The following is a 20,524-nucleotide window of genomic DNA, read 5'->3' on the forward strand; positions in this document are numbered from 1 at the left end:
GCTGGTGGTGGGGTTTTGCCGGAGACGCAGGCCGGGGCGCCGGGGGCGGGTTCGGCTTGGCCGGATGCCGGGGTGGCCGATGCGCCGGGCGGGTCTGGTGCGGGCGCCGGGGCCGGGTCCGGTGCCGGGGCTGGTGCTGGTGGTGGGGTTTTGCCGGAGACGCAGGCCGGGGCGCCCGGAGCGGGGTCGGCCTGGCCCGATGCCGGGGTGGCCGGGGCGACTCCCTGGGCCGGTACGGACACCAACGCGGACGCCGGTGAGGACCGTTCCGTACCGCTGCCCGCGACCGTGTTCGCGCAACAGCTGAACGAGGTGGACGACCGCACGCCGCCGCCGGCCGTGCCGGACGCGAAGACGGCGTTGATGTCGGGGGGCAGCCAGCTGCCGCGCACCGCGCTGGCGCCGGCGCTCGACGACTCGGCCGCGCCCGGCGGTACGCCCGCTCCGGGCGCCCCCGCGCCGGGTGCCACGCCTCCGCCTCCCGCGGGCGCGCCTTCCTCCGGTTACCGGCAGGGCGGCCCGGGTGCCGCCCCCGACGCCGGGCCGGGCCGGCCGCTCGCGCCGAACGCCGGGGACATCGCCGACGCCGCGACGAGCAAGGCGGCGCCTCCGCAGCGTCGTGCGGCGACTCCGCCGCCTCCGCCGAGCGCCCCCGGAGTGCCGGGCGCGCGCCCCGGCGCCACGCCGCCGCCCGCGCCGTCCGGCCCTGGTGCGCCGGGGACGCCCGCGGGCGGGTACGTACCGACGCAGCTCGTGTCCGCGCTCGGACCCGAGGGCCCCGGCGGCCCGGCCGGTCCGGGCGTGCCGCACCCTCCCGGCGCTCCGGGTGCGCCCGGCGGGACGCCTCCGGGCGGTGTGCACCATGCTGCCACGATGCTGGCCGGCCCGAGCCAGATGGGCGGGGGCGCCGGCGTGCCGCAGCCTCCTGGCCCGCCCGGTGCGCCGAACGCCCCGGGGATGCCGAACCCGCCCGGAGCCCCGGGCGCCCCGCAGCCTCCGGGAGCCCCCGGCATGCCCGGCGCCCGCCGCGGTGCCGTGCACCACGCGGAGACCGTGCTGTCCGCGCCCCCCGTGGGCGGCCCCGGCGCGCCTCCGCCGCCGCACGCCCCTGGCGCTCCGGGCGCCCCCGGCATGGCACCGGGCGCCGTACATCCGCCGATGCCGCCCGGCGCGATGCCCCCCGGTGCGATGCCGCCGCCCGGTCAGCCGATGCCCGTGCCGATGCCCATGCCGGGTCAGCAGCCCCCGGCGTACGGCTACCCGCAGCAGCCCACCGGTCAGCCGACCGTGGGCCCGGGGTACCAGGCCGTGCTGCGCTACCGCGCGCAGGACGGTTCCGAGCAGCAGCTGATCCGGCGTTCGGCGCCGGGCACGCCGCACCCGGAGTGGCAGATCTTCCACGAGCTGCGCGCCATGAACGTGCCGCCGGACCAGGTGCTGGAGCTGCACACCGAGCTGGAGTCGTGCGAGCTGCCGGGCGCGTACTGCGCGCGGATGATCCGGGAGCAGTGGCCGCAGGCGCGGATCGCGAGCATCGCGCCGTACGGCAGGGATCACGCGAGCCGGCAGCAGGGGATGCGGCAGTTGCTGGCGCACCAGGGCGAGCTGCACCAGGTGGCGGACGGCCCCGCGCGGCCCGCGCCGGTGCGGGCGCCGCTGCCGCCGGTGCCGCCCGCGCCGCCGGTGCCGCCGGAGGCGATCGGGCAGGAGCTGGCCGCGGCGTTCGGGCCGGGGGTGTTCCGGTTCGAGCAGGCCGCCGTGTCCCGGCAGGGCGTGCCGCCGATCGTGGCGCACAGCCTGGTCGCGGCGGGGCTGCCGATGGACATGGGCCCCTTCTTCTGGGCCCAGGCCCAGCCGGGGCGGCCGGTGCCGACGCTGGCGGAGCTGGCGGTCGAGCGCGGCGTGCAGCCGGCCTCGGACGCGGGCTCGTACCTGGTGATGGGCAGCGACTTCGGCCGGGCGATCTGTGTCCAGTACGGGACGGCGAACATCGTCGCGGTGCCGGTGGAGGCTGGTCCGGGCGGGGCGCCCGTGCCGCCGCAGTTCGTGAACACCGGGCTGCCCGAGTTCCAGCGCTGTCTGGCGCTGCTGGGCCGGATGTGGCGGCTGCGGTTCGGGCTGAACCAGGAGCAGGCGGGCCGCTGGACCGTCGACTTCCAGGCGCAGCTGGCCGCGCTGGACCCGGCGGCGCTCGGTTCGCCGGAGAGCTGGTGGTCGGTCCTGCTGGAGCAGATGTGGGACGGCCTGCTGTGACGCACCGCCGCTGAGCGGCACGCACGCGTGGACGCCGGGCCCGGTCAGGACGACCGGGCCCGGCGTCTTCGTACCCCCGGACGGTGCATGACCCGGACGGCGCGTGACCCATGACCGGAGTGTCGCGTTATGTACCTTTCTTTCCCATACATGAAGATGGCCGCGAAATCATGATTGTGCGTCCGTCTGATGGAGAGGGGTTCCAGCATGAGCGGCACACCGGTCCCGCCCCACGGCTTCGTGGCCGTACGGGGGCGTGGGTACCGTCCCGAACAGGTCGACGCGTTCGCCGCCGCCCTCTCCCAGGACCGGGACGCCGCGTGGGAGCGCGCCGCCCGGCTGACCGTGCTCGCCAAGGAGATGCAGGCCGAGGCGGTACGGATGCGGGAGACCGTGGCCCGGCTCGCGCCCCAGACGTACGACGCCCTCGGGGAGCGCGCGCGGCGCCTCTTCGAACTGGGTGTGGAGGAGGCCGCGGCGGTGCGGGAGAACGCTCGGCAGGAGGCGCGGCGCCTCGCGGAAGAGGCGCGGGCGCACGCGGACAGCGTGCAGGGGGCGGCGCAGGAGCACGCCGACTCGGTGCGCGCCGAGGCGGAGGAGCGCGCGCGTCAGCGTCTGCTCGCGGCGCGCGCCGAGGCGGACGAGATCCGGATCACGGCCCGGCGCGAGGTCAAGGACTGCCGCGGGGAAGCGACGGCCGCCCTGCGCGAGGTGCGGCAGCGCACCACCGGCCTGCTCACCGAGCAGGCCAGGGAGTACGCCGAACGGCTGGCCGCGTTCGAGCGCGAGGCCGAGGAGCGGGCGGCCGCCGCCGAGGCCCGGCATGCCGAGCGGGTGGCCCGCGCGGAGGCCGCGCTCTCCGACGCGAAGCAGGCGCTCGCCGATGCCGAGGCGGCGGGGCGCCGGAGCCAGGAGGAGGCGCGGGCGCGGGCGGCCGAGATGATCGCGGAAGCACGGGTACGGGAGGAGCGCATCGCGAGCGAAACCGAGCGCGTGCTGCGCGAACACGGCGAACGCTGGGACGACGTACGCGCCCACATGGACCACGTACGCACCAGCCTCACCACCCTGACAGGCCGAGCCGCGGCGGAGTAACCACCCCCGGCGGCGCCCACCCTCGCGGCCCGGGTTCGTCAGTTCTGGTGGCGGGTGGCGCCTGCCAGGATCCAGCCCTCCACCGCCTCGTACTGGTGCCGTTGCTCCTCGGCCTTTCGGCGGCCCGAGGCCAGCGTGCCCAGCCAGCCGAACAGGAAGCCCGCGGGGATGGAGACGAGGCCGGTCGTGGTGAACGGGAACCAGTTGAAGTCGGCCTCCGGGAAGGCGGAGAAGGGTGATCCGGAGACCAGGTTGGTGCCCGGCATCATCAGCAGCACCACCAGGGAACCGCCGATGAGCGTGGCGAGCAGGCCGGTGCGGGTGTACCGGCGCCAGAAGAGGCTGTAGACCAGCGCGGGCGCGATGGCCGAGGCGCCGAGGCAGAACGACAGCGTCACCAGCGGCTGCAGACTGCGGTGCTGCACCATCGTGGCCAACAGGATCGCCGGCGCCCCCACCGCCAGCGCGGACAGCCGCGCCAGCGTCATCTCGCGGCGCCCCGACAACTCCCGCAGCCGGGTGGCGAACACGTCGTGGGCGAGGGTGTTGGCGCAGGCGAGGATCATCCCGGCGACCGAGGCGAGCACCGTCAGGAAGATCGCCGTGGTGACCGTGGTGAACAGGAAGGTCTCCGCCGTGGAGACCTCGGCCCCGAACGCGGCCTGGGAACCGAGCAGATAGGCGGTGTTGCCCTGCGGATCGGCCCCGGCGATCCCCGCCCGCCCGATCAGCGCGGTCGCGCCGAAGCCTACGACGGTGATGACCAGCACGAACAGCACGACCGTGGAGACCGCCCAGGACATCGAACGGCGGACCTGCCGGGCGCTGTCGGCGGTGTACATCCGCATGGTGACGTGCGGCAGACAGGCACCGCCGAGGACGACGGCCAGCTGGGAGCTGACCATGTCGAGGCCCGGATGCGGCCCGCCCGAGAACTGCAGCCCGGAGCTGAGGAAGGCGGATCCCACCCCGCTCCCCTCGGCGGCGGCGTCGAAGAGGGCGGCCGGGTTCCAGTCGAACTTGCTCAGCACCAGGACGGCGACCACGGCGCCGGAGCCCAGCAGCATCACCATCTTCAGGATCTGGATGAGCGCGGTGCCCTTCATCCCGCCGATCGCCGCGTAACTGATCATCAGCGCACCGAGACCGATGATGCAGCCCGTCTTCATCGAGTCACCGGAGAAGCCGAGGATGAACGCCATCAGCTGCCCGGTGCCGGCGAGTTGGACCACCATCAGCGGCACCAGCGCGGCGATCGTCACCACGCACGCCGTGATCCGCACGCTGCGCCCGGGCATCCGGCGGGCGAGCGCGTCCCCCATGGTGAACCGGCCCGCGTTGCGCAGCGGTTCGGCCAGCAGGAACATCAGCAGCATCAGCGACAGCGCCGTGCTGAGGGCGAGGACGATGCCGTCGTAGCCGTACAGGGCGATGACGCCGGTGGTGCCGAGCACGGTCGCGGCGGATATGTAGTCGCCGCCTATGGCCAGGCCGTTGCGCATCGCGGACAGGGAGCCGTAGCCGGTGTAGAACTCGTCGAGGTCGTCCCGGTCGGGGCCGGTCATCACGCACAGCAGCAGCGTGATGGTGGCGACGGCGGAGAACGCCACCAGGGACATCGCCTGTGCGTCACCGCTGAACTGGGTGGTCATCGCCGCGCCGCCTCCTCGCGCCGGGCGTCCACCGCGGCCTGCTTGCGGATGCGCTCCGCGAGCGGGTCGACGTGACGGCGCGCGGTGTGCTCGTACAGCGCGATCGCCAGCCAGGTGACGGGGAGCTGGACCAGGGCGAGCAGCAGTCCGGTGGGCAGACCGTCGGTGAAGGTGCTCGTCATGAAGGCCGGCGCGGTCGCCGACAGGATCAGGAACAGGACGAAGTAGCCGAGCGCGGTGAGGGTGGCGGTGCGCCGCTGCCAGCGGTAGGCGTTGCGCAGGATGCGCAGGTCGCTGTGGTGGCCGAGCGCGGGGTGGCGCGGGGCGCGGTGCCGTGGGGGTTCGGCATACGGCTGGGGAGGCCGGTGCGGGGACGGCGGATACGAGTCGGGGGACATCCCGTACTCCTTGCGTGGCGGCTCGGGTCCGGTACGGACCGCAGGGAGGTGGGGGGCGGTCGAGCGGGTGACGCACGTTACTCGCTGGTAGCAAGATCCGCGAGGCTTTCGGCAAACTGAGTGGTCGGTATGCGCTTGCTTGCGCTTCGCCGCCTCTGACCTCAGGTGTTACCCCCGTTAACTCCGACTTTTCGAGAGCGCCGACTGCCGCAGCGCGCGGTGATAGGCGATGCCGGGCCGCTCGTCGATCACGAGTTCGCCGGTGGGGGAGAAGGCGTTGCGCTCCAGCACCGCCCGGGACGCCAGGTTGTCGAGCGTCGTGACCGCGGTGAGCTCCGTGAGCCCGTACGCGGTGGCGGCCAGCTCGCACACGGCCCGGACCGCCGCCGTCGCCACCCCCCTGCCCGCGGCCCGCTCCCCGACGCGATAGCCGAGTTCGCCGCCACCGTGCTCGACGTCCATCAGGTTGATCCGGCCGATCAGCCGGTTCTCGTCGTCGAACAGGACATGGAAGTGGCTGATGCCGAGGGCCTGTTCGGTCAGCAGGGCCTGGTGGCGGGCGGCGAAACCTGCGGGTTCGAAGTAGGCGTCACCGCGGTCGGGGATCGTGCGCACGAAGTACGCGCGGTTCTCCCGCTCGAAGGCCAGCACCGCGTCCGCGTGATCGGCCCGCAGCCGCTCCAGCCTCACCATGCGGCCAGGGTAGGCCCGTTCAGTCCCCGATCACCGGGAATTTCCGCGGCGCCAGGAACAGCAGCACCAGGAACGCCAGCGCCGCGGCACAGGCTGCCCCCAGATACACGGCGTGCACCGCGTCCGCGACCGCGTGCCGCGTCGCCTCCGCCGCCGCCCCCGAGCCGACGGCGCCGGTGACCGGGTCCAGGTCGCTCGCGCCGCCGAGGCGGGCCGCGAGGACACCGTTGGCGATGGCGCCGAAGGCCGCCGCGCCCAGCGTCTGCCCGGTCTGCCGGCAGAACAGCACGGACGCCGTGGTGGTGCCCCGCTCCGACCAGCCCACCGTCGACTGGACGCCCACGATCAGCGGCAGCTGGAAGAGCCCGAGCGCGCCCCCGAGCAGCAGCATCAGCAGCGTCGGCTGCCAGGCCTGGCCCGGATACGGCAGTAACGGGAAGGCGAACAGGACCAGGGCCGCGGCCGCCATGCCGAGCAGCGCGGTGTCCCGGAAGCCGATCCTGCGGTACACGTGCTGGCTGAGGGCGGCCGACACCGGCCAGCTCAACGTCCATACGGACAGCACGAATCCGGCGGCCATGGGGCCGAGTCCGAGCACCGACTGGGCGTAGGTGGGCAGGAAGACGGTCGGGGCGACCATCAGCAGGCCCAGCGCGCCGAGCGCGAGGTTGACCGCGGCGATCGTACGGCGGCGCCAGACCCAGCCCGGGATGATCGGCTCCGCGGCCCGGCGCTCGACCAGGACGACGACCCCCACGAGCACGCCTCCCGTCGCCAGCAGGGCGATCGAGGGCGCCGACAGCCAGGGCCAAGCCACCCCGCCCTGCACCAGCGCGGTCAGCAGGACGCCGCCGCACGCGAACACCGCGACCGCGCCCGCCCAGTCGACACGCGCGCGCGTGGCGGGCGTTTTCCGCTCCGGCTCGTGCAGATGACGCACGATCAGCCACAACGCCACCGCCCCGACGGGCAGGTTGACCAGGAAGATCCACCGCCAGTCCGCGTACGCCGCCAGCAGGCCGCCCACACCCGGTCCGGCCACCGCGGACACCGCCCACACCGTGGACAGCTTGGACTGGATCCGGGGGCGCTCCTTGAGCGGGTACAGATCCGCGGCGAGCGTCTGGACCGTCCCCTGCAGCGCGCCGCCGCCGAGGCCCTGCAGGATCCGGAACGCGATCAGCGCCCCCATGTTCCAGGCCACCGCGCACAGCAGCGAGCCGAGCAGGAACACGGCGGCGCCCGCCACCAGCACCGGCTTGCGGCCGAAGGTGTCGGAGAGCTTGCCGTAGACGGGCAGGCTCACCGTCACGGCCAGCAGATAGCCGGAGAAGAGCCAGGAGAAGTAGGAGAAGCCGCCGAGGTCGCCGACGATCTGGGGGACGGCGGTGGAGACGATGGTGGAGTCCAGCGCGGCCAGCGCCATGGCCAGCATCAGGGCGGCCACCACGGCACCGCGCCGCTCGGTCCCGGTGCGCTGTGCGCAGTCTCGGGTCACAGGTCTCGTGTCGCCGCCCACAGGATACCTTCCCCTTGCACCTATCTGCCGCCCGACAGCATCCCACTTGAACCTCACGTCGCGGCAGGGATGAGGCTGAAGGAGGAGGCGACCCCGAGAACACCTCCGCCCAAAGGTGCACTGCCCCTAGGGGTACCTCCCCACCAGGGCTCGGGGAGGGTTCGTCCCGGCGGAGGACGAACGGGCTCCGGCCGGTCCTTAACCTGGCTTTATGCCGCTGGGGGGCGGCTGACCGGCCTCGCGGGGGTGGGGTTTTCCCCCGTACAAGACTGCGCTGGGCACCAGCGCGCCACGACCCCTCCCGGGACCAGACTCATCGTCGTACCGCTCAGCACCGCTTCGCATGACGCATCGCATGACGCACTTGTTGACCGACATAGGAGATTTGCCATGACATCGGCCGTAACCATTCCCAGGCACGGGGGCACTGGAGGGCGTACGGCCGTTGCCGCCCGGGCGCGCCAGGTCGTGAAGGCCTACGGGTCCGGGGAGACCCGGGTCGTGGCCCTGGACCATGTGGACGTGGACATCGCGCGGGGACAGTTCACCGCGATCATGGGCCCCTCGGGGTCCGGCAAGTCCACCCTGATGCACTGCCTCGCCGGTCTCGACACCGTGACCAGTGGTCAGATCTACCTGGACGAGACCGAGATCACCGGGCTGAAGGACAAGAAGCTCACTCAGCTGCGCCGGGACCGGATCGGCTTCATCTTCCAGGCGTACAACCTGCTGCCCACGCTGAACGCGCTCGAGAACATCACGCTGCCGATGGACATCGCCGGGCGCAAGCCCGACAAGCAGTGGCTCGACCGCGTGGTGGACACCGTGGGACTGTCCGACCGGCTCAAGCACCGGCCCACCCAGCTCTCCGGCGGCCAGCAGCAACGCGTCGCCGTGGCCCGGGCACTGGCCGCCCGCCCCGAGATCATCTTCGGTGACGAGCCGACCGGAAACCTCGACTCCCGCGCGGGCGCCGAGGTCCTGGGCTTCCTGCGCCGCTCGGTCGACGAACTCGGGCAGACCATCGTGATGGTCACGCACGACCCGGTCGCCGCCTCCTACGCGGACCGGGTGCTCTACCTCGCCGACGGCCGCATCGTCGACGAGATGTTCAAGCCGACCGCCGAGGCCGTCCTGGACCGCATGAAGGACTTCGACGCCCGGGGGCGTACGTCATGACCGTGCTGAAGACCTCGATGCGCAACTTCTTCGCGCACAAGGGCCGGATGGCCCTGTCGGCCGTGGCGGTCATGCTGTCGGTGGCCTTCGTCTGCGGAACCCTGGTGTTCACCGACACCATGAACACCACCTTCGACAAGCTGTTCGCCGCCACCTCCTCCGATGTGACGGTCAGCTCGAAGGACGCCTCGGACACCGGTGAGACCACCGCCGACAACGGCAAGCCGCCGGTCATGCCGGCCACCGTGGTGGAGCGGGTGCGCGGCGCCGAGGGCGTGAAGTCGGCGGAGGGCACCGTCTTCACCACCTCGGTGACCGTCGTCGACGGCGACAAGGACAGCCTCTCGCCCTCCAGCGGCGCCCCGACCATCGTCGGCAGCTGGAACGGCAACGACGCCCGCACCATGAAGATCACCTCCGGTACGGCGCCGAAGGGCCCCGACCAGGTCATGGTGGACGCGGACACCATCGACAAGCACGACCTGAAGCTCGGTGACGAGATCGGCGTGATCAGCGCCGTCGGCACGCACACCGCGAAGATCTCCGGCATCGCCGACTTCGAGGTCACCAACCCCGGCGCGGCGATCTTCTACCTGGACACCGCCACCGCGCAGCGGACGCTCGCCGGTGAGCCGGACGTCTACACCAACGTCAACGTCACGGCCGTGAGCGGGGTCAGCGACGCGCAGCTGAAGAGGAACGTGCTCGCCGCGACCGGCGGCGACTACAAGGTGCAGACGGCCAAGGAGACCGCCGACGCCAACCAGAAGGACGTCGAGGGCTTCATGAACGTCATGAAGTACGCGATGCTCGGCTTCGCCGGGATCGCCTTCCTCGTCGGCATCTTCCTGATCATCAACACCTTCTCGATGCTGGTCGCCCAGCGCACCCGGGAGATCGGCCTGATGCGGGCCATCGGCTCCAGCCGCAAGCAGGTCAACCGGTCCGTGCTGGTGGAGGCGCTGCTGCTGGGCACATTCGGCTCGCTGCTGGGCGTCGGCGCGGGCGTCGGGCTCGCGATCGGCCTGATGAAGCTCATGGGCTCCATGGGCATGGAGCTGTCCACCTCCGACCTGACGATCGTGTGGACCACCCCGGCCGTCGGCCTGGTCCTCGGCGTGGTCGTCACCGTCCTCGCCGCCTACCTGCCGGCCCGCCGTGCGGGCAAGGTCTCCCCGATGGCCGCCCTGCGGGACGCGGGCGCGCCGGCGGACGCCAAGGCGGGCCGGGTGCGGGCCGTCCTCGGCACGCTGCTCACCGCGGCCGGCTGCTACGGCCTCTACCTGGCCACCGCCGCCGACAAGGCCAAGGAGGGCTCGCTCTGGCTCGGCCTCGGCATCGTCCTGTCCCTGATCGGCTTCGTCGTCATCGGCCCGCTCCTGGCGAGCGGGGTGGTACGGGTCCTGGGCGCCCTCATCCTGCGGATGTTCGGCCCCGTCGGCCGCATGGCCGAGCGCAACGCCCTGCGCAACCCGCGCCGTACGGGAGCCACCGGCGCCGCCCTGATGATCGGCCTCGCGCTGGTCGCCTGCCTCTCGGTCGTCGGCTCCTCGATGGTCGCCTCGGCGACGGACCAGCTCGACAAGACCGTCGGCACGGACTTCATCATCCAGTCCGACAGCGGCCAGCTGGTCACCCCCGAGGCCGTGAAGGCGGCCAAGGCGACCCCGGGCCTCGAGCACGTCACCCAGTACAAGATCGCCGAGGCGGACTACACCACCCCCGACGGCAAGACGCTCAAGGACACCGACATCACCGCGGCCGACCCGACGTACGCCGAGGACCTGCGCACCAAGACGGTCGCCGGCAACCTCGCCGACGCGTACAAGCCCGACTCGATGTCCGTCCACGAGAAGTTCGCCGAGGCGCACGACATCGAGCTCGGCTCGAAGATCAAGGTCGCCTTCAAGGACGGCGCCACGGCCGAGCTGACGGTCCGGGCGATCACCAGCAGTGACGTGGTCATCGACGCCGGCTCCAAGTACATCTCGATCGCCACGCTCGCCAAGTACGTCCCGGCCGACAAGATGCCGCTCGACCAGCTGGTCTTCGCCTCGGCGAAGGACGGGCAGCAGGACGCCGCGTACAAGTCGCTGAAGGCGGCACTGCACGACTACCCGCAGTACACCGTGCGCGACCAGACCGACTACAAGGAAGCCCTGAAGGACCAGATCGGCCAGCTGCTGAACATGATCTACGGCCTGCTGGCCCTCGCGATCATCGTCGCGATCCTCGGAGTGGTGAACACCCTGGCCCTGTCGGTGGTGGAGCGGACCCGGGAGATCGGCCTGATGCGCGCCATCGGCCTCTCCCGCCGCCAGCTGCGCCGCATGATCCGCATGGAGTCGGTGGTCATCGCCCTCTTCGGCGCCCTGCTCGGCCTCGGCCTCGGCATGGGCTGGGGCGCGACGGCCCAGCAGCTGCTGGAGCTGGAGGGCCTGAAGATCCTGGAGATCCCCTGGGTCACCATCGGCGGCGTCTTCATCGGCTCGGCCTTCGTGGGCCTGTTCGCCGCCCTGATCCCGGCCTTCCGGGCGGGCCGGATGAACGTCCTGAACGCGATCGCGACCGAGTAGCGGGCGGGTCGGACAGCCACCGCACACGGGGGTTGCGGGGGAACCGGTGCCGGGAAGCCTTGGGGGGCTTCCCGGCACCGGGCATATGGGCAACCCGCTTGTCCGCAGCCCCGGCGCCTGTCAGTGCGGCGACGTACGCTGGAGACCCCCGGCCCGTACGACGAGTCGGGCCCTTTCGCGTTGCCCCACCCCTCGGACGGAAGCTCCCTCCACATGAGCCTGCACGGTCTGCTCGACGCCGTCGTCAAGGACACCGCCCTCGCGGAAGCGATCACCGCGGCCACCGACGGCACCCGCATGCACGTCGACCTCGTCGGCCCCCCGGCGGCCCGCCCCTTCGCGATCGCCGCGCTGGCCCGCGACGCCGGCCGCCCCGTGCTCGCGGTGACGGCGACGGGCCGGGAGGCCGAGGACCTGGCGGCCGCCCTGCGCTCCCTCCTCCCCCCGGAGGGCGTCGTGGAGTACCCCTCCTGGGAGACGCTGCCGCACGAGCGGCTCAGCCCCCGCAGCGACACCGTCGGCCGCCGCCTCGCCGTCCTGCGGCGCCTGACCCACCCCCGCCCCGACGACCCCGAGACCGGTCCGGTCTCCGTCGTCGTCGCGCCGGTCCGCTCGGTACTCCAGCCGCAGGTCAAGGGCCTCGGCGACCTGGAACCGGTGGCCCTGCGCACCGGCCAGACCGCGGACCTGAACGACATCGTCGAGGCCCTCGCCGACGCCGCCTACTCCCGGGTCGAGCTGGTCGAGAAGCGCGGCGAGTTCGCCGTACGGGGCGGCATCCTCGATGTGTTCCCGCCCACCGAGGAACACCCCCTGCGCATCGAGTTCTGGGGCGACGACGTCGAGGAGATCCGCTACTTCAAGGTCGCCGACCAGCGCTCCCTGGAGGTCGCCGAGCACGGCCTGTGGGCGCCGCCCTGCCGCGAGCTGCTGCTCACCGAGGACGTCCGCGCACGCGCGCGTGCCCTCGCCGAACAGCACCCGGAGCTCGGCGAGCTGCTCGGCAAGATCGCCGAGGGGATCGCCGTAGAGGGAATGGAGTCCCTGGCTCCGGTCCTGGTGGACGACATGGAGCTGTTGCTGGACGTGCTGCCCAAGGGCGCGATGGCCCTGGTGTGCGATCCGGAGCGGGTACGCACGCGTGCCGCCGACCTCGTGGCGACCTCGCAGGAGTTCCTCCAGGCGTCCTGGGCGGCCACGGCGGGCGGTGGCGAGGCACCCATCGACGTCGGCGCGGCCTCCTTGTGGTCCATCGCGGACGTCCGCGACCACGCGCGCGAGCTGGACATGATGTGGTGGTCGGTGTCGCCGTTCGCCGCGGACGACGCCCTCGAAGAGGCCGACACCCTCAAGCTCGGCATGCACGCGCCCGAGACCTACCGCGGCGACACCGCCAAGGCGCTCGCCGACACCAAGGGCTGGCTCGCCGACGGCTGGCGCGCCGTCTACGTCACCGAGGCCCACGGCCCCGCGGCCCGCACGGTCGAGGTGCTCGGCGGCGAGGGCATCGCCGCCCGCCTGGACGCCGACCTGACCGCGCTGAGCCCGTCCGTCGTGCACGTGGCGTGCGGCTCGATCGACTACGGCTTCGTCGACCCGGCGCTGAAGCTCGCCGTCCTCACCGAGACCGACCTGTCCGGCCAGAAGGCGGCCGGCAAGGACGGCGCGCGCATGCCCGCCCGCCGCCGCAAGACCATCGACCCGCTGACCCTGGAGGCCGGCGACTACATCGTCCACGAGCAGCACGGCGTCGGCCGCTACATCGAGATGGTCCAGCGGACCGTGCAGGGCGCCACGCGCGAGTACCTCGTCGTGGAGTACGCCCCCGCCAAGCGCGGCCAGCCCGGCGACCGGCTCTACATCCCCACCGACCAGCTGGAGCAGATCACGAAGTACGTCGGCGGCGAGGCGCCCACGCTGCACCGCCTGGGCGGCGCCGACTGGACGAAGACCAAGGCGCGCGCCAAGAAGGCCGTCAAGGAGATCGCGGCCGACCTGATCAAGCTGTACAGCGCGCGCATGGCGGCCCCCGGCCACGCCTTCGGGTCCGACACGCCCTGGCAGCGCGAGCTGGAGGACGCCTTCCCCTACGCCGAGACTCCCGACCAGCTGACCACCATCGCCGAGGTCAAGGAGGACATGGAGAAGTCGATCCCCATGGACCGCCTGGTCTGCGGCGACGTCGGCTACGGCAAGACGGAGATCGCGGTCCGGGCCGCCTTCAAGGCCGTCCAGGACGGCAAGCAGGTGGCGGTGCTGGTGCCGACGACGCTGCTGGTGCAGCAGCACTTCGGGACGTTCTCCGAGCGGTACTCGCAGTTCCCGGTCAATGTGCGCGCACTCAGCCGCTTCCAGACGGACACCGAGGCGAAGGCGGTCCTGGAAGGGCTGAAGGACGGCTCCGTGGACGTCGTCATCGGCACCCACCGGCTGTTCTCGTCGGAGACGAAGTTCAAGGACCTCGGCCTGGTCATCGTCGACGAGGAGCAGCGCTTCGGCGTCGAGCACAAGGAGCAGCTGAAGAAGCTGCGCGCGAACGTGGACGTCCTGACCATGTCCGCGACACCGATCCCCAGAACCCTGGAAATGGCCGTGACGGGCATCCGCGAGATGTCCACGATCACCACCCCGCCGGAGGAGCGGCACCCGGTGCTGACCTTCGTCGGGCCGTACGAGGAGAAGCAGATCGGCGCCGCGATCCGCCGTGAACTCCTGCGCGAGGGCCAGGTCTTCTACATCCACAACCGGGTGGAGTCGATCGACCGCGCGGCGGCCCGCCTCCGGGACATCGTCCCCGAGGCGCGCATCGCGATCGCCCACGGCCAGATGTCGGAGACGGCCCTGGAACAGGTGGTGGTGGACTTCTGGGAGAAGAAGTTCGACGTGCTCGTGTCGACGACGATCGTCGAGTCGGGCATCGACATCTCCAACGCCAACACCCTGATCGTCGAGCGCGGCGACAACTTCGGCCTCTCCCAGCTGCACCAGCTGCGCGGCCGGGTCGGCCGCGGCCGGGAGCGCGGGTACGCCTACTTCCTGTACCCGCCGGAGAAGCCGCTGACGGAGACGGCCCACGAGCGGCTGGCGACGATCGCCCAGCACACGGAGATGGGCGCGGGCATGTACGTGGCGATGAAGGACCTGGAGATCCGCGGCGCGGGCAACCTGCTCGGCGGCGAGCAGTCCGGGCACATCGCGGGCGTCGGCTTCGACCTGTACGTCCGGATGGTCGGCGAGGCGGTGGCGGACTACCGCGCCTCCCTCGAAGGCGGCGTGGAGGAGGAACCGCCGCTGGAGGTCAAGATCGAGCTCCCGGTCGACGCGCACGTCCCGCACGACTACGCCCCCGGCGAGCGCCTGCGCCTGCAGGCCTACCGCGCGATCGCCTCCGCCAACACGGAGGAGGACGTCAAGGCCGTACGCGAGGAACTCGTCGACCGCTACGGCAAGTTGCCCGAGCCGGTGGAGAACCTGCTGCTGGTGGCGGGCCTGCGCATGCTCGCCCGCGCGTGCGGCGTCGGCGAGATCGTCCTCCAGGGCACCAACATCCGTTTCGCGCCGGTGGAGTTGCGGGAGTCGCAGGAACTGCGGCTGAAGCGCCTCTACCCGGGCAGCGTGATCAAGCCGGCGGCGCACCAGGTGCTGGTGCCGCGCCCGAAGACGGCGAAGGTGGGCGGGAAGCCGCTGGTCGGGCGGGAACTGCTGGGATGGGTCGGGGAGTTCCTGGCGACGATCCTGGGGTCGTAGCGGTGCCCGTGGTGCGGTCGTAGCCGTGCTGGTGGGTGCGGTCGCCGACGGGAGTCGGAAAGGCGAAGCCGTCCGCGGGGTGGTGGGTCTCCACGGACGGCTTCTCTTTCGGGCCGGCCTTACGGCTGGTCGGGCCTGTCGCGGTCCATGCCGAGCGCGCCCTCGCCTCTGCGCTGCGCGTCGTCGACGTGGCTCTCGTACTTGTTGCCCGTCTTGTCGTTGACCTTCTTCTCCGCGGTGTCGGACATGCCCTTGGCTTTGTCCTGCGCGCCGCGGTTGCCCTTGAATCTGTCGAGGATGCCCATCCAGAGCTCCTTCCGAGGTGACTCAGAACCGACGATACGCCGGTGATGCGACGGATGCGCATTTTCGGCCCATATGGTCTGGACCTCTCGGCGGCTACGGTGGGAACAGGTAATCGGCATGCAGGGGAGGGGCGCACAGTGATGCGGCGTAGGGGCGGGGCGGCACTGCCGGCCGCGGTGCTCGGCATGGTGCTCGTACTCACGGGCTGCGACGACCTGGAGGAGCTGCCCCTGGACGACGCCGCCTCCGGTCCGGCCCAGGGCGCGGGCCGTTCGGTCAACCCCCTGGACAACCCCGACGGTACGGAACCGGGCCTGGCGGCCATCACCTCCGACGCCGACCGGGCCGAGGCACGGGCCCTGATCGAGAAGGTGGCGACCAAGGGCCGCGGCCCGAAGACGGGGTACGACCGGGACGAGTTCGGTTACGCCTGGATGGACTCGGCGCCGGGCGGCATCCCGTTCGCCCGCAACGGCTGCGACACCCGCAACGACCTCCTCCAGCGCGACGGCGAGGATCTGCGCTTCCGGTCCGGCTCGGACTGCGTGGTGATGTCGATGCGGCTGGACGACCCGTACACGGGCCGGACGATCGACTGGACCAAGGCCCGTGCCTCGGAGGTCCAGATCGACCACGTCATGCCGCTCTCCTACGACTGGCAGATGGGCGCCGCCCGCTGGACCGAGGGCAAGCGGCAGGACATCGCCAACGACCCGCTCAACCTGATGCCCGTCGACGGCCGCACCAACAGCTCCAAGGGCGACTCGGGCCCCGCCGCCTGGCTCCCCCCGAACAAGCAGATCCGCTGCTCCTACGCGGTGCGCTTCGCCCAGGTCTCGCTGAAGTACGAGCTGCCCGTGACCCCGCCCGACAAGCAGATGATGCTGCGGCAGTGCGGAGGCTGACGGGGGAGACGCCCGCGTCCCGGCTCCGGGCGTCGCTCCCGGCGTTGCTCCCCGCGTCGCTCGCGGCTCAGGCGCCGAGTGCGTCCAGGTCGATGATGTCGCCGGTGGGCTTGTCCGTCGGGACCGGCTTGCCGTAGTCGCTGAACGTGAGCGAGCCGGGGTCCGAGGGGCTGGTGCTGACGAGCTTGAGCACGTACGGCTCGCCCTCGGTGGCGACGTAGAGCGTGTTCCGCTCCTTGCCGTCCTTCTCGTGCAGGGTGATCGCGGGCGCGCCGTCGACCGTGGTGGTCTCGCCGCGTGTCGCGTCCGACGTGCCGCCGGTGGCGTCACCGAGGAGCGTGTTCAGGTCGCAGAAGGCGTCGAAGTCCTCGGCCCCCTCGCCCGTCGCCGACATCTTGGTCCACTTGCCCGCCAGCATGGCGACCGCGGCGTCGGTATCCGCCTCGGGCTCGCCCTCGCTCTGGCTGCGCAGGAAGGCCTCGTCGTACTTCATGTAGACGGTGTTGCCGTCCTTGATCAGATCGGCCCGGCCCTCGCCGTCCATGCTCATGTGACCGGCGCAGTCGCCCTTCTGGTTCAGGGCCATGTCCATCCCGATGGTGCCGCCGCTCTCCTCGTCGGGGATGTCGCCCGTGATCCGCAACGAGTCGGCACCGCGGGTCGCCTTCACCGCCCGGTCGGCTATCTGCCCGCCGGTCAGACCGGCGAACGCTTCCTTCGGCTTGCTGGAACTGGCGGCCTTGTCCCTGGCCTTGCCCTCCGACTTGTCCTCGCCCTGGCAGCCGGTGACGGCCACGGTGGCGACGGCGGTGAGGCAGAGGGCGGCGAGTGCGGTGCGACGCATGAGGGTTCCTCGGTGAAGACGTAGCGCGCGGGGCGCTGGATGAGCTGGTGACTGTGTGAGTTGGGGGTGGGACGTTGGTGTGCCTCTGTGGGCCGCGCCCCGCTGGAGAGGGTCAGGCGGACTTCTTCCAGTCCTGGCAGCCGGACGTCTTGAAGTAGGCGTCCGAGGCGCTGATGGTGACGACGGCCGTGCCGGTCACGTTGTTGTTGGCGATGATCGAGTCGATCGAGTGGTCGGCGTCCTTGGCGCGCTCCCAGTAGCAGGAGTCGTCGGTGTTGCCGGTGGACTTGTAGGTGCCGGGGGCGATGTCGACGCCGACTCTGAGCATGCCCGCGTCGCCGGTCATCTTCGACGCAGGGGAGCCCTTCGCCTTCTCGTCGACGGCCTCCCAGTCGCCGCAGTCACTGGACGAGAAGAGCTTGTCGGTGGCCTTGACGGTGACGTAACCGGTGCCGGTCACATTGTCGTTGGCCAGCAGCGAGTCCATCTCGCCGGACGAGTCCTTGGCTCGCTCCCAGTAGCACAGGCCGTCGGTGTTGCCGGTCGTGCGATACGTGCCCGGCTTGATGTCGGAACCGACCTCGAAGTCGCCGTCTCCCCCGAACGCGACCTTCTTCTCGGCGACTTCCTCCGTGTCCGTCTTCTTCTTGTCCCCGCCGGTGCTGCCGTCCGCGGACGCCGAAGAGCCCTTGTCGCCGGAGCCGCTGGAACCGCCGGAGCCGCTGCTGTCGCCGCCGGCGTTCGCCGATACGGCGCCGATGACGACGATCCCCACGACGGCGCCCAGCGCGACCTTGCCCTTCATGCCCATGGCTGTTCCCCTCCCCTGAGCGGCGACCGCCTCCACCGGAGGTCGCTCGTTCGATGGGTCAATAAGAGCAGAGGCTGTGAACCGAGTCAACACGATTCACGGAATGTTATGTGTACACGACCGTGAACCCTCAGATCTTGCGTGCGTCGGTATGCTCGGGCGTCACAGAGCGCGTCACCGAGTGGACGCGAGCGATCGGGCGGGTGAGGGGAGCCGGGCGGTGCAGGACAATGCGACAGAGGTGACCGCGGCCGGGATCGCCCGGCTGGCGGGCGTCGGCAGGGCCGCCGTGAGCAACTGGCGGCGCCGGCACGCCGACTTCCCCAAGCCGGTGGGCGGCACCGAGACCAGCCCGTCCTTCGCGCTCGCCGAGGTGGAGGCCTGGCTCCGCCGTCAGGGCAAACTCGCCGAGGTACCGCTGCGCGAGCGGGTCTGGCAGCAGCTCGCCGGGCATCCCGAGGGTCCGGTGACCGCGCTGACGCACGCGGGGTGCGTGCTCCTGCTCATCCACGACCGGCCCACGCTCTGGCTGGAGGTGAGCGCCGGGTCCGACGAACGGCTCGCGGCGATGCTGCCGGGGGCACTGGAGCAGGTGCTCACGCCGCGGTTCGGGGGGATGTCGGCGCGCCGGGGGGCGGCGGCTGTGAACCCGCCGGGGGCTGTGAACTCGCCTGGCCTTGTGAACCCGCCCGGCCCTGTGAACTCCCGCGACCGATCGAACCCCGGCGCCGCTGTGAACGGACCGGCCGCTGTGAACCCCCGCAGTCCCACACGCCCCACTCCCGCCTCCACCGCCCCCACCCCCGCCGTACACACCCCCACCGGCCCCCAAATCCTCCCCTCCGCCCCCCTCCTCCGCGGCGCCGCCGAGCTCGCCGCCGAGATGGGCGGCGCCCGCCCCGCCTTCGAGTTCCTGCTCGGCCGGCACCTCGACGCCAACCCGCGCCAGTACACGCTCACGCCCGCCGAACTCGCCGCTCTGATGGCCGACCTGGCCGGCCCCGCCCGTACCGTCCTCGACCCGGCCTGCGGCACCGGTGCCCTCCTGCGTGCCGTCGCCCCCCGCCCCGAGCAGCAGCTGTACGCCCAGGACAGCGCCCCCGACCTCGCCGCCGTCACCGCGCTCCGGCTCGCTCTGCGCACCGGGGCCACCGTGTGCGCCGCCGTCGGTGACACCCTGCGCGCCGACGCGCATCCCGAGCTGCGCGCCGACGCCGTCCTGTGCCACCCGCCGTTCAACGAGCGGAACTGGGGCCATGACGAACTCGCCTACGACCCCCGCTGGGAGTACGGCTTCCCGGCCCGTACGGAGTCGGAGCTGGCCTGGGTGCAGCACGCGCTCGCGCGGCTGAGGGACGGCGGCACCGCCGTGCTGCTCATGCCGCCCGCCGCCGCCTCCCGCCGCTCCGGCCGCCGGATCCGCGCCGACCTGCTGCGGCGCGGTGCGCTGCGCGCCGTCGTCGCGCTGCCGGTCGGCGCGGCACCGCCGTACAACCTCCCGCTCCACCTGTGGGTGCTGCGCAGGCCCGACAAGGCGCCGGCGCAGCCCGAGGTGCTGCTCGCGGACGCGGGGCAGTTCGCCACCGAGGGGCGCGGCGGGCCGGACTGGCGGGCCGTACGGGACGCCGTGCTCGACGCCTGGCACGCCTTCGACCGGGCCGGCACGCTCGACGAGCGGCCCGGTCTGGCCCGCGCGCTGCCCGTGATCGAACTCCTCGACGACGACGTCGACCTCGCCCCCGCCCGCCATCTGCCGCCCCCCACCGAGGCCGACGGCGCCGAGGCGCTCACGGCCGTGCGCGAGCGCCTGGGCCAGACCCTGGGGCTCGCCGCCGAACTCACCCCGCCGCCCGCCGCGGGCGCCCGCCCGGTGCGCTGGCCGCTCACCACCGTCGGGGAACTCGCGCGCGGGGGCGCCCTGGTGATGCGAACCGGCGGAAGCGGCGGCCACGCGCGTGTGCCCGTGCTCACCGACCATGACGTCCTCGCTGGGACGGCCCCCTCGGGCACGCTCCCCGAGAGCGACGAGGAGGCGGCGCTGACGGAGCCGGGCGATGTCGTCGTCCCGGTGCTCGGCGGCGGCTCGATGGCGCGCGTGATCGACGACACCACGGGGGGCGCCGCCCTGGGGCGCAACCTCGTCCTCCTGCGCCCCGACCGCACGGCGCTCGACGCGTGGTTCCTCGCCGGATTCCTGCGCGGCACCGCCAACAACCGCCAGGCCAGCAGTTACGCGTCCACCGCCACGCGCCTGGACGTGCGCCGGCTCCAGCTGCCCCGGCTCCCGCTCGACGAGCAGCGGCGCTACGGCGCGCGGTTCCGCGCGCTGGACGAGTTCGAGCGGGCGCTGCGGCACGCGAACCGGCTCGGGGACCAGCTGGTGCGCGGGATGTACGACGGTCTCACCGACGGGACGGTGGCTCCCGACTGAGGCACCGGGGGAGGGCGGGAAGCCGGGGAAGTGATCAGTACAACAACGGTTCGGTACAACCCGGGACCGGTTGTCCGTGTCGGCCTATACGCTCGAACTCTGTCGTTCGTTCGTC

General features: G+C 72.1%; 14 protein-coding genes. 7 read left to right on the top strand and 7 right to left on the bottom strand.

Annotated features, from left to right (window positions below):
* Both ACWD11_RS30060 and ACWD11_RS30065 read left to right on the top strand, forming a co-directional pair.
* On the top strand, positions 1-2,253 hold a 2,253-nt coding region (locus tag ACWD11_RS30060), incomplete at its 5' end, for an SUKH-4 family immunity protein (protein WP_451286751.1).
* Positions 2,254-2,460: 207 nt separating this feature from the next.
* Positions 2,461-3,348: a cellulose-binding protein gene (locus ACWD11_RS30065; RefSeq protein WP_451286753.1), complete on the top strand. Its 888-nt coding sequence runs from the start codon at positions 2,461-2,463 to the stop codon at positions 3,346-3,348.
* A gap of 38 nt (positions 3,349-3,386) precedes the next feature.
* Here ACWD11_RS30065 and ACWD11_RS30070 read toward each other — a convergent pair whose 3' ends face one another.
* The 4 genes from ACWD11_RS30070 to ACWD11_RS30085 form a co-directional block, all read right to left on the bottom strand.
* Positions 3,387-5,000, bottom strand: a complete 1,614-nt coding sequence (locus ACWD11_RS30070; protein WP_451117754.1) for a sodium/solute symporter — start codon at positions 4,998-5,000, stop codon at positions 3,387-3,389.
* Positions 4,997-5,398 carry a DUF485 domain-containing protein gene (locus ACWD11_RS30075; protein ID WP_451286755.1) on the bottom strand — a complete coding sequence of 134 codons (402 nt, stop codon included), beginning with the start codon at positions 5,396-5,398 and terminating at the stop codon, positions 4,997-4,999. Before ACWD11_RS30075 ends, ACWD11_RS30070 begins: the two co-directional genes overlap by 4 nt.
* Before the next feature lie 177 nt (positions 5,399-5,575).
* A complete protein-coding gene (locus tag ACWD11_RS30080) occupies positions 5,576-6,091 on the bottom strand; it encodes a GNAT family N-acetyltransferase (RefSeq protein WP_451286757.1) in 516 nt (171 codons plus the stop codon).
* A gap of 19 nt (positions 6,092-6,110) precedes the next feature.
* Positions 6,111-7,589, bottom strand: coding sequence for an MFS transporter (locus ACWD11_RS30085; RefSeq protein ID WP_451286759.1), 1,479 nt, complete (start codon positions 7,587-7,589; stop codon positions 6,111-6,113).
* A gap of 411 nt (positions 7,590-8,000) precedes the next feature.
* Here ACWD11_RS30085 and ACWD11_RS30090 point away from each other — a divergent pair, with 411 nt between their 5' ends.
* The 3 genes from ACWD11_RS30090 to mfd all read left to right on the top strand — a co-directional run bounded on the left by ACWD11_RS30090 (position 8,001) and on the right by mfd (position 15,112).
* A complete protein-coding gene (locus ACWD11_RS30090) occupies positions 8,001-8,789 on the top strand; it encodes an ABC transporter ATP-binding protein (protein WP_389418334.1) in 789 nt (262 codons plus the stop codon).
* The gene (locus ACWD11_RS30095) at positions 8,786-11,365 is read left to right on the top strand and encodes an ABC transporter permease (RefSeq protein WP_451286761.1); all 2,580 of its coding nucleotides are present in this window, start codon (positions 8,786-8,788) and stop codon (positions 11,363-11,365) included. The genes ACWD11_RS30090 and ACWD11_RS30095 overlap by 4 nt, the downstream gene beginning before the upstream one ends.
* A 213-nt stretch (positions 11,366-11,578) precedes the next feature.
* A complete protein-coding gene (mfd, locus tag ACWD11_RS30100; protein ID WP_451286763.1) occupies positions 11,579-15,112 on the top strand; it encodes a transcription-repair coupling factor in 3,534 nt (1,177 codons plus the stop codon).
* 119 nt (positions 15,113-15,231) lie between these two features.
* Here the strand turns inward: mfd and ACWD11_RS30105 are convergent, their stop codons facing one another.
* Positions 15,232-15,417 (bottom strand): Rv0909 family putative TA system antitoxin, encoded by a 186-nt coding sequence (locus ACWD11_RS30105; protein ID WP_383309817.1) that lies wholly within the window; start codon positions 15,415-15,417, stop codon positions 15,232-15,234.
* A 141-nt stretch (positions 15,418-15,558) separates the two neighbouring features.
* Here ACWD11_RS30105 and ACWD11_RS30110 point away from each other — a divergent pair, with 141 nt between their 5' ends.
* Entirely contained in the window at positions 15,559-16,323 is a 765-nt protein-coding gene (locus tag ACWD11_RS30110; RefSeq protein WP_389418337.1) for an HNH endonuclease family protein, read from the top strand.
* Positions 16,324-16,390: 67 nt separating this feature from the next.
* On the opposite strand, the gene ACWD11_RS30115 is transcribed toward ACWD11_RS30110, so the two are convergent.
* Together ACWD11_RS30115 and ACWD11_RS30120 are read right to left on the bottom strand one after the other, a co-directional pair.
* Entirely contained in the window at positions 16,391-17,167 is a 777-nt protein-coding gene (locus ACWD11_RS30115; RefSeq protein ID WP_389418338.1) for a hypothetical protein, read from the bottom strand.
* Between the two features lie 112 nt (positions 17,168-17,279).
* Entirely contained in the window at positions 17,280-17,978 is a 699-nt protein-coding gene (locus tag ACWD11_RS30120) for a hypothetical protein (protein WP_389418339.1), read from the bottom strand.
* A 220-nt stretch (positions 17,979-18,198) separates the two neighbouring features.
* Here ACWD11_RS30120 and ACWD11_RS30125 point away from each other — a divergent pair, with 220 nt between their 5' ends.
* Entirely contained in the window at positions 18,199-20,409 is a 2,211-nt protein-coding gene (locus tag ACWD11_RS30125) for an N-6 DNA methylase (RefSeq protein ID WP_451286766.1), read from the top strand.
* Positions 20,410-20,524 lie beyond the last annotated feature (115 nt).

The sequence above is a fragment of the Streptomyces sp. NPDC002776 genome, assembly GCF_053592195.1.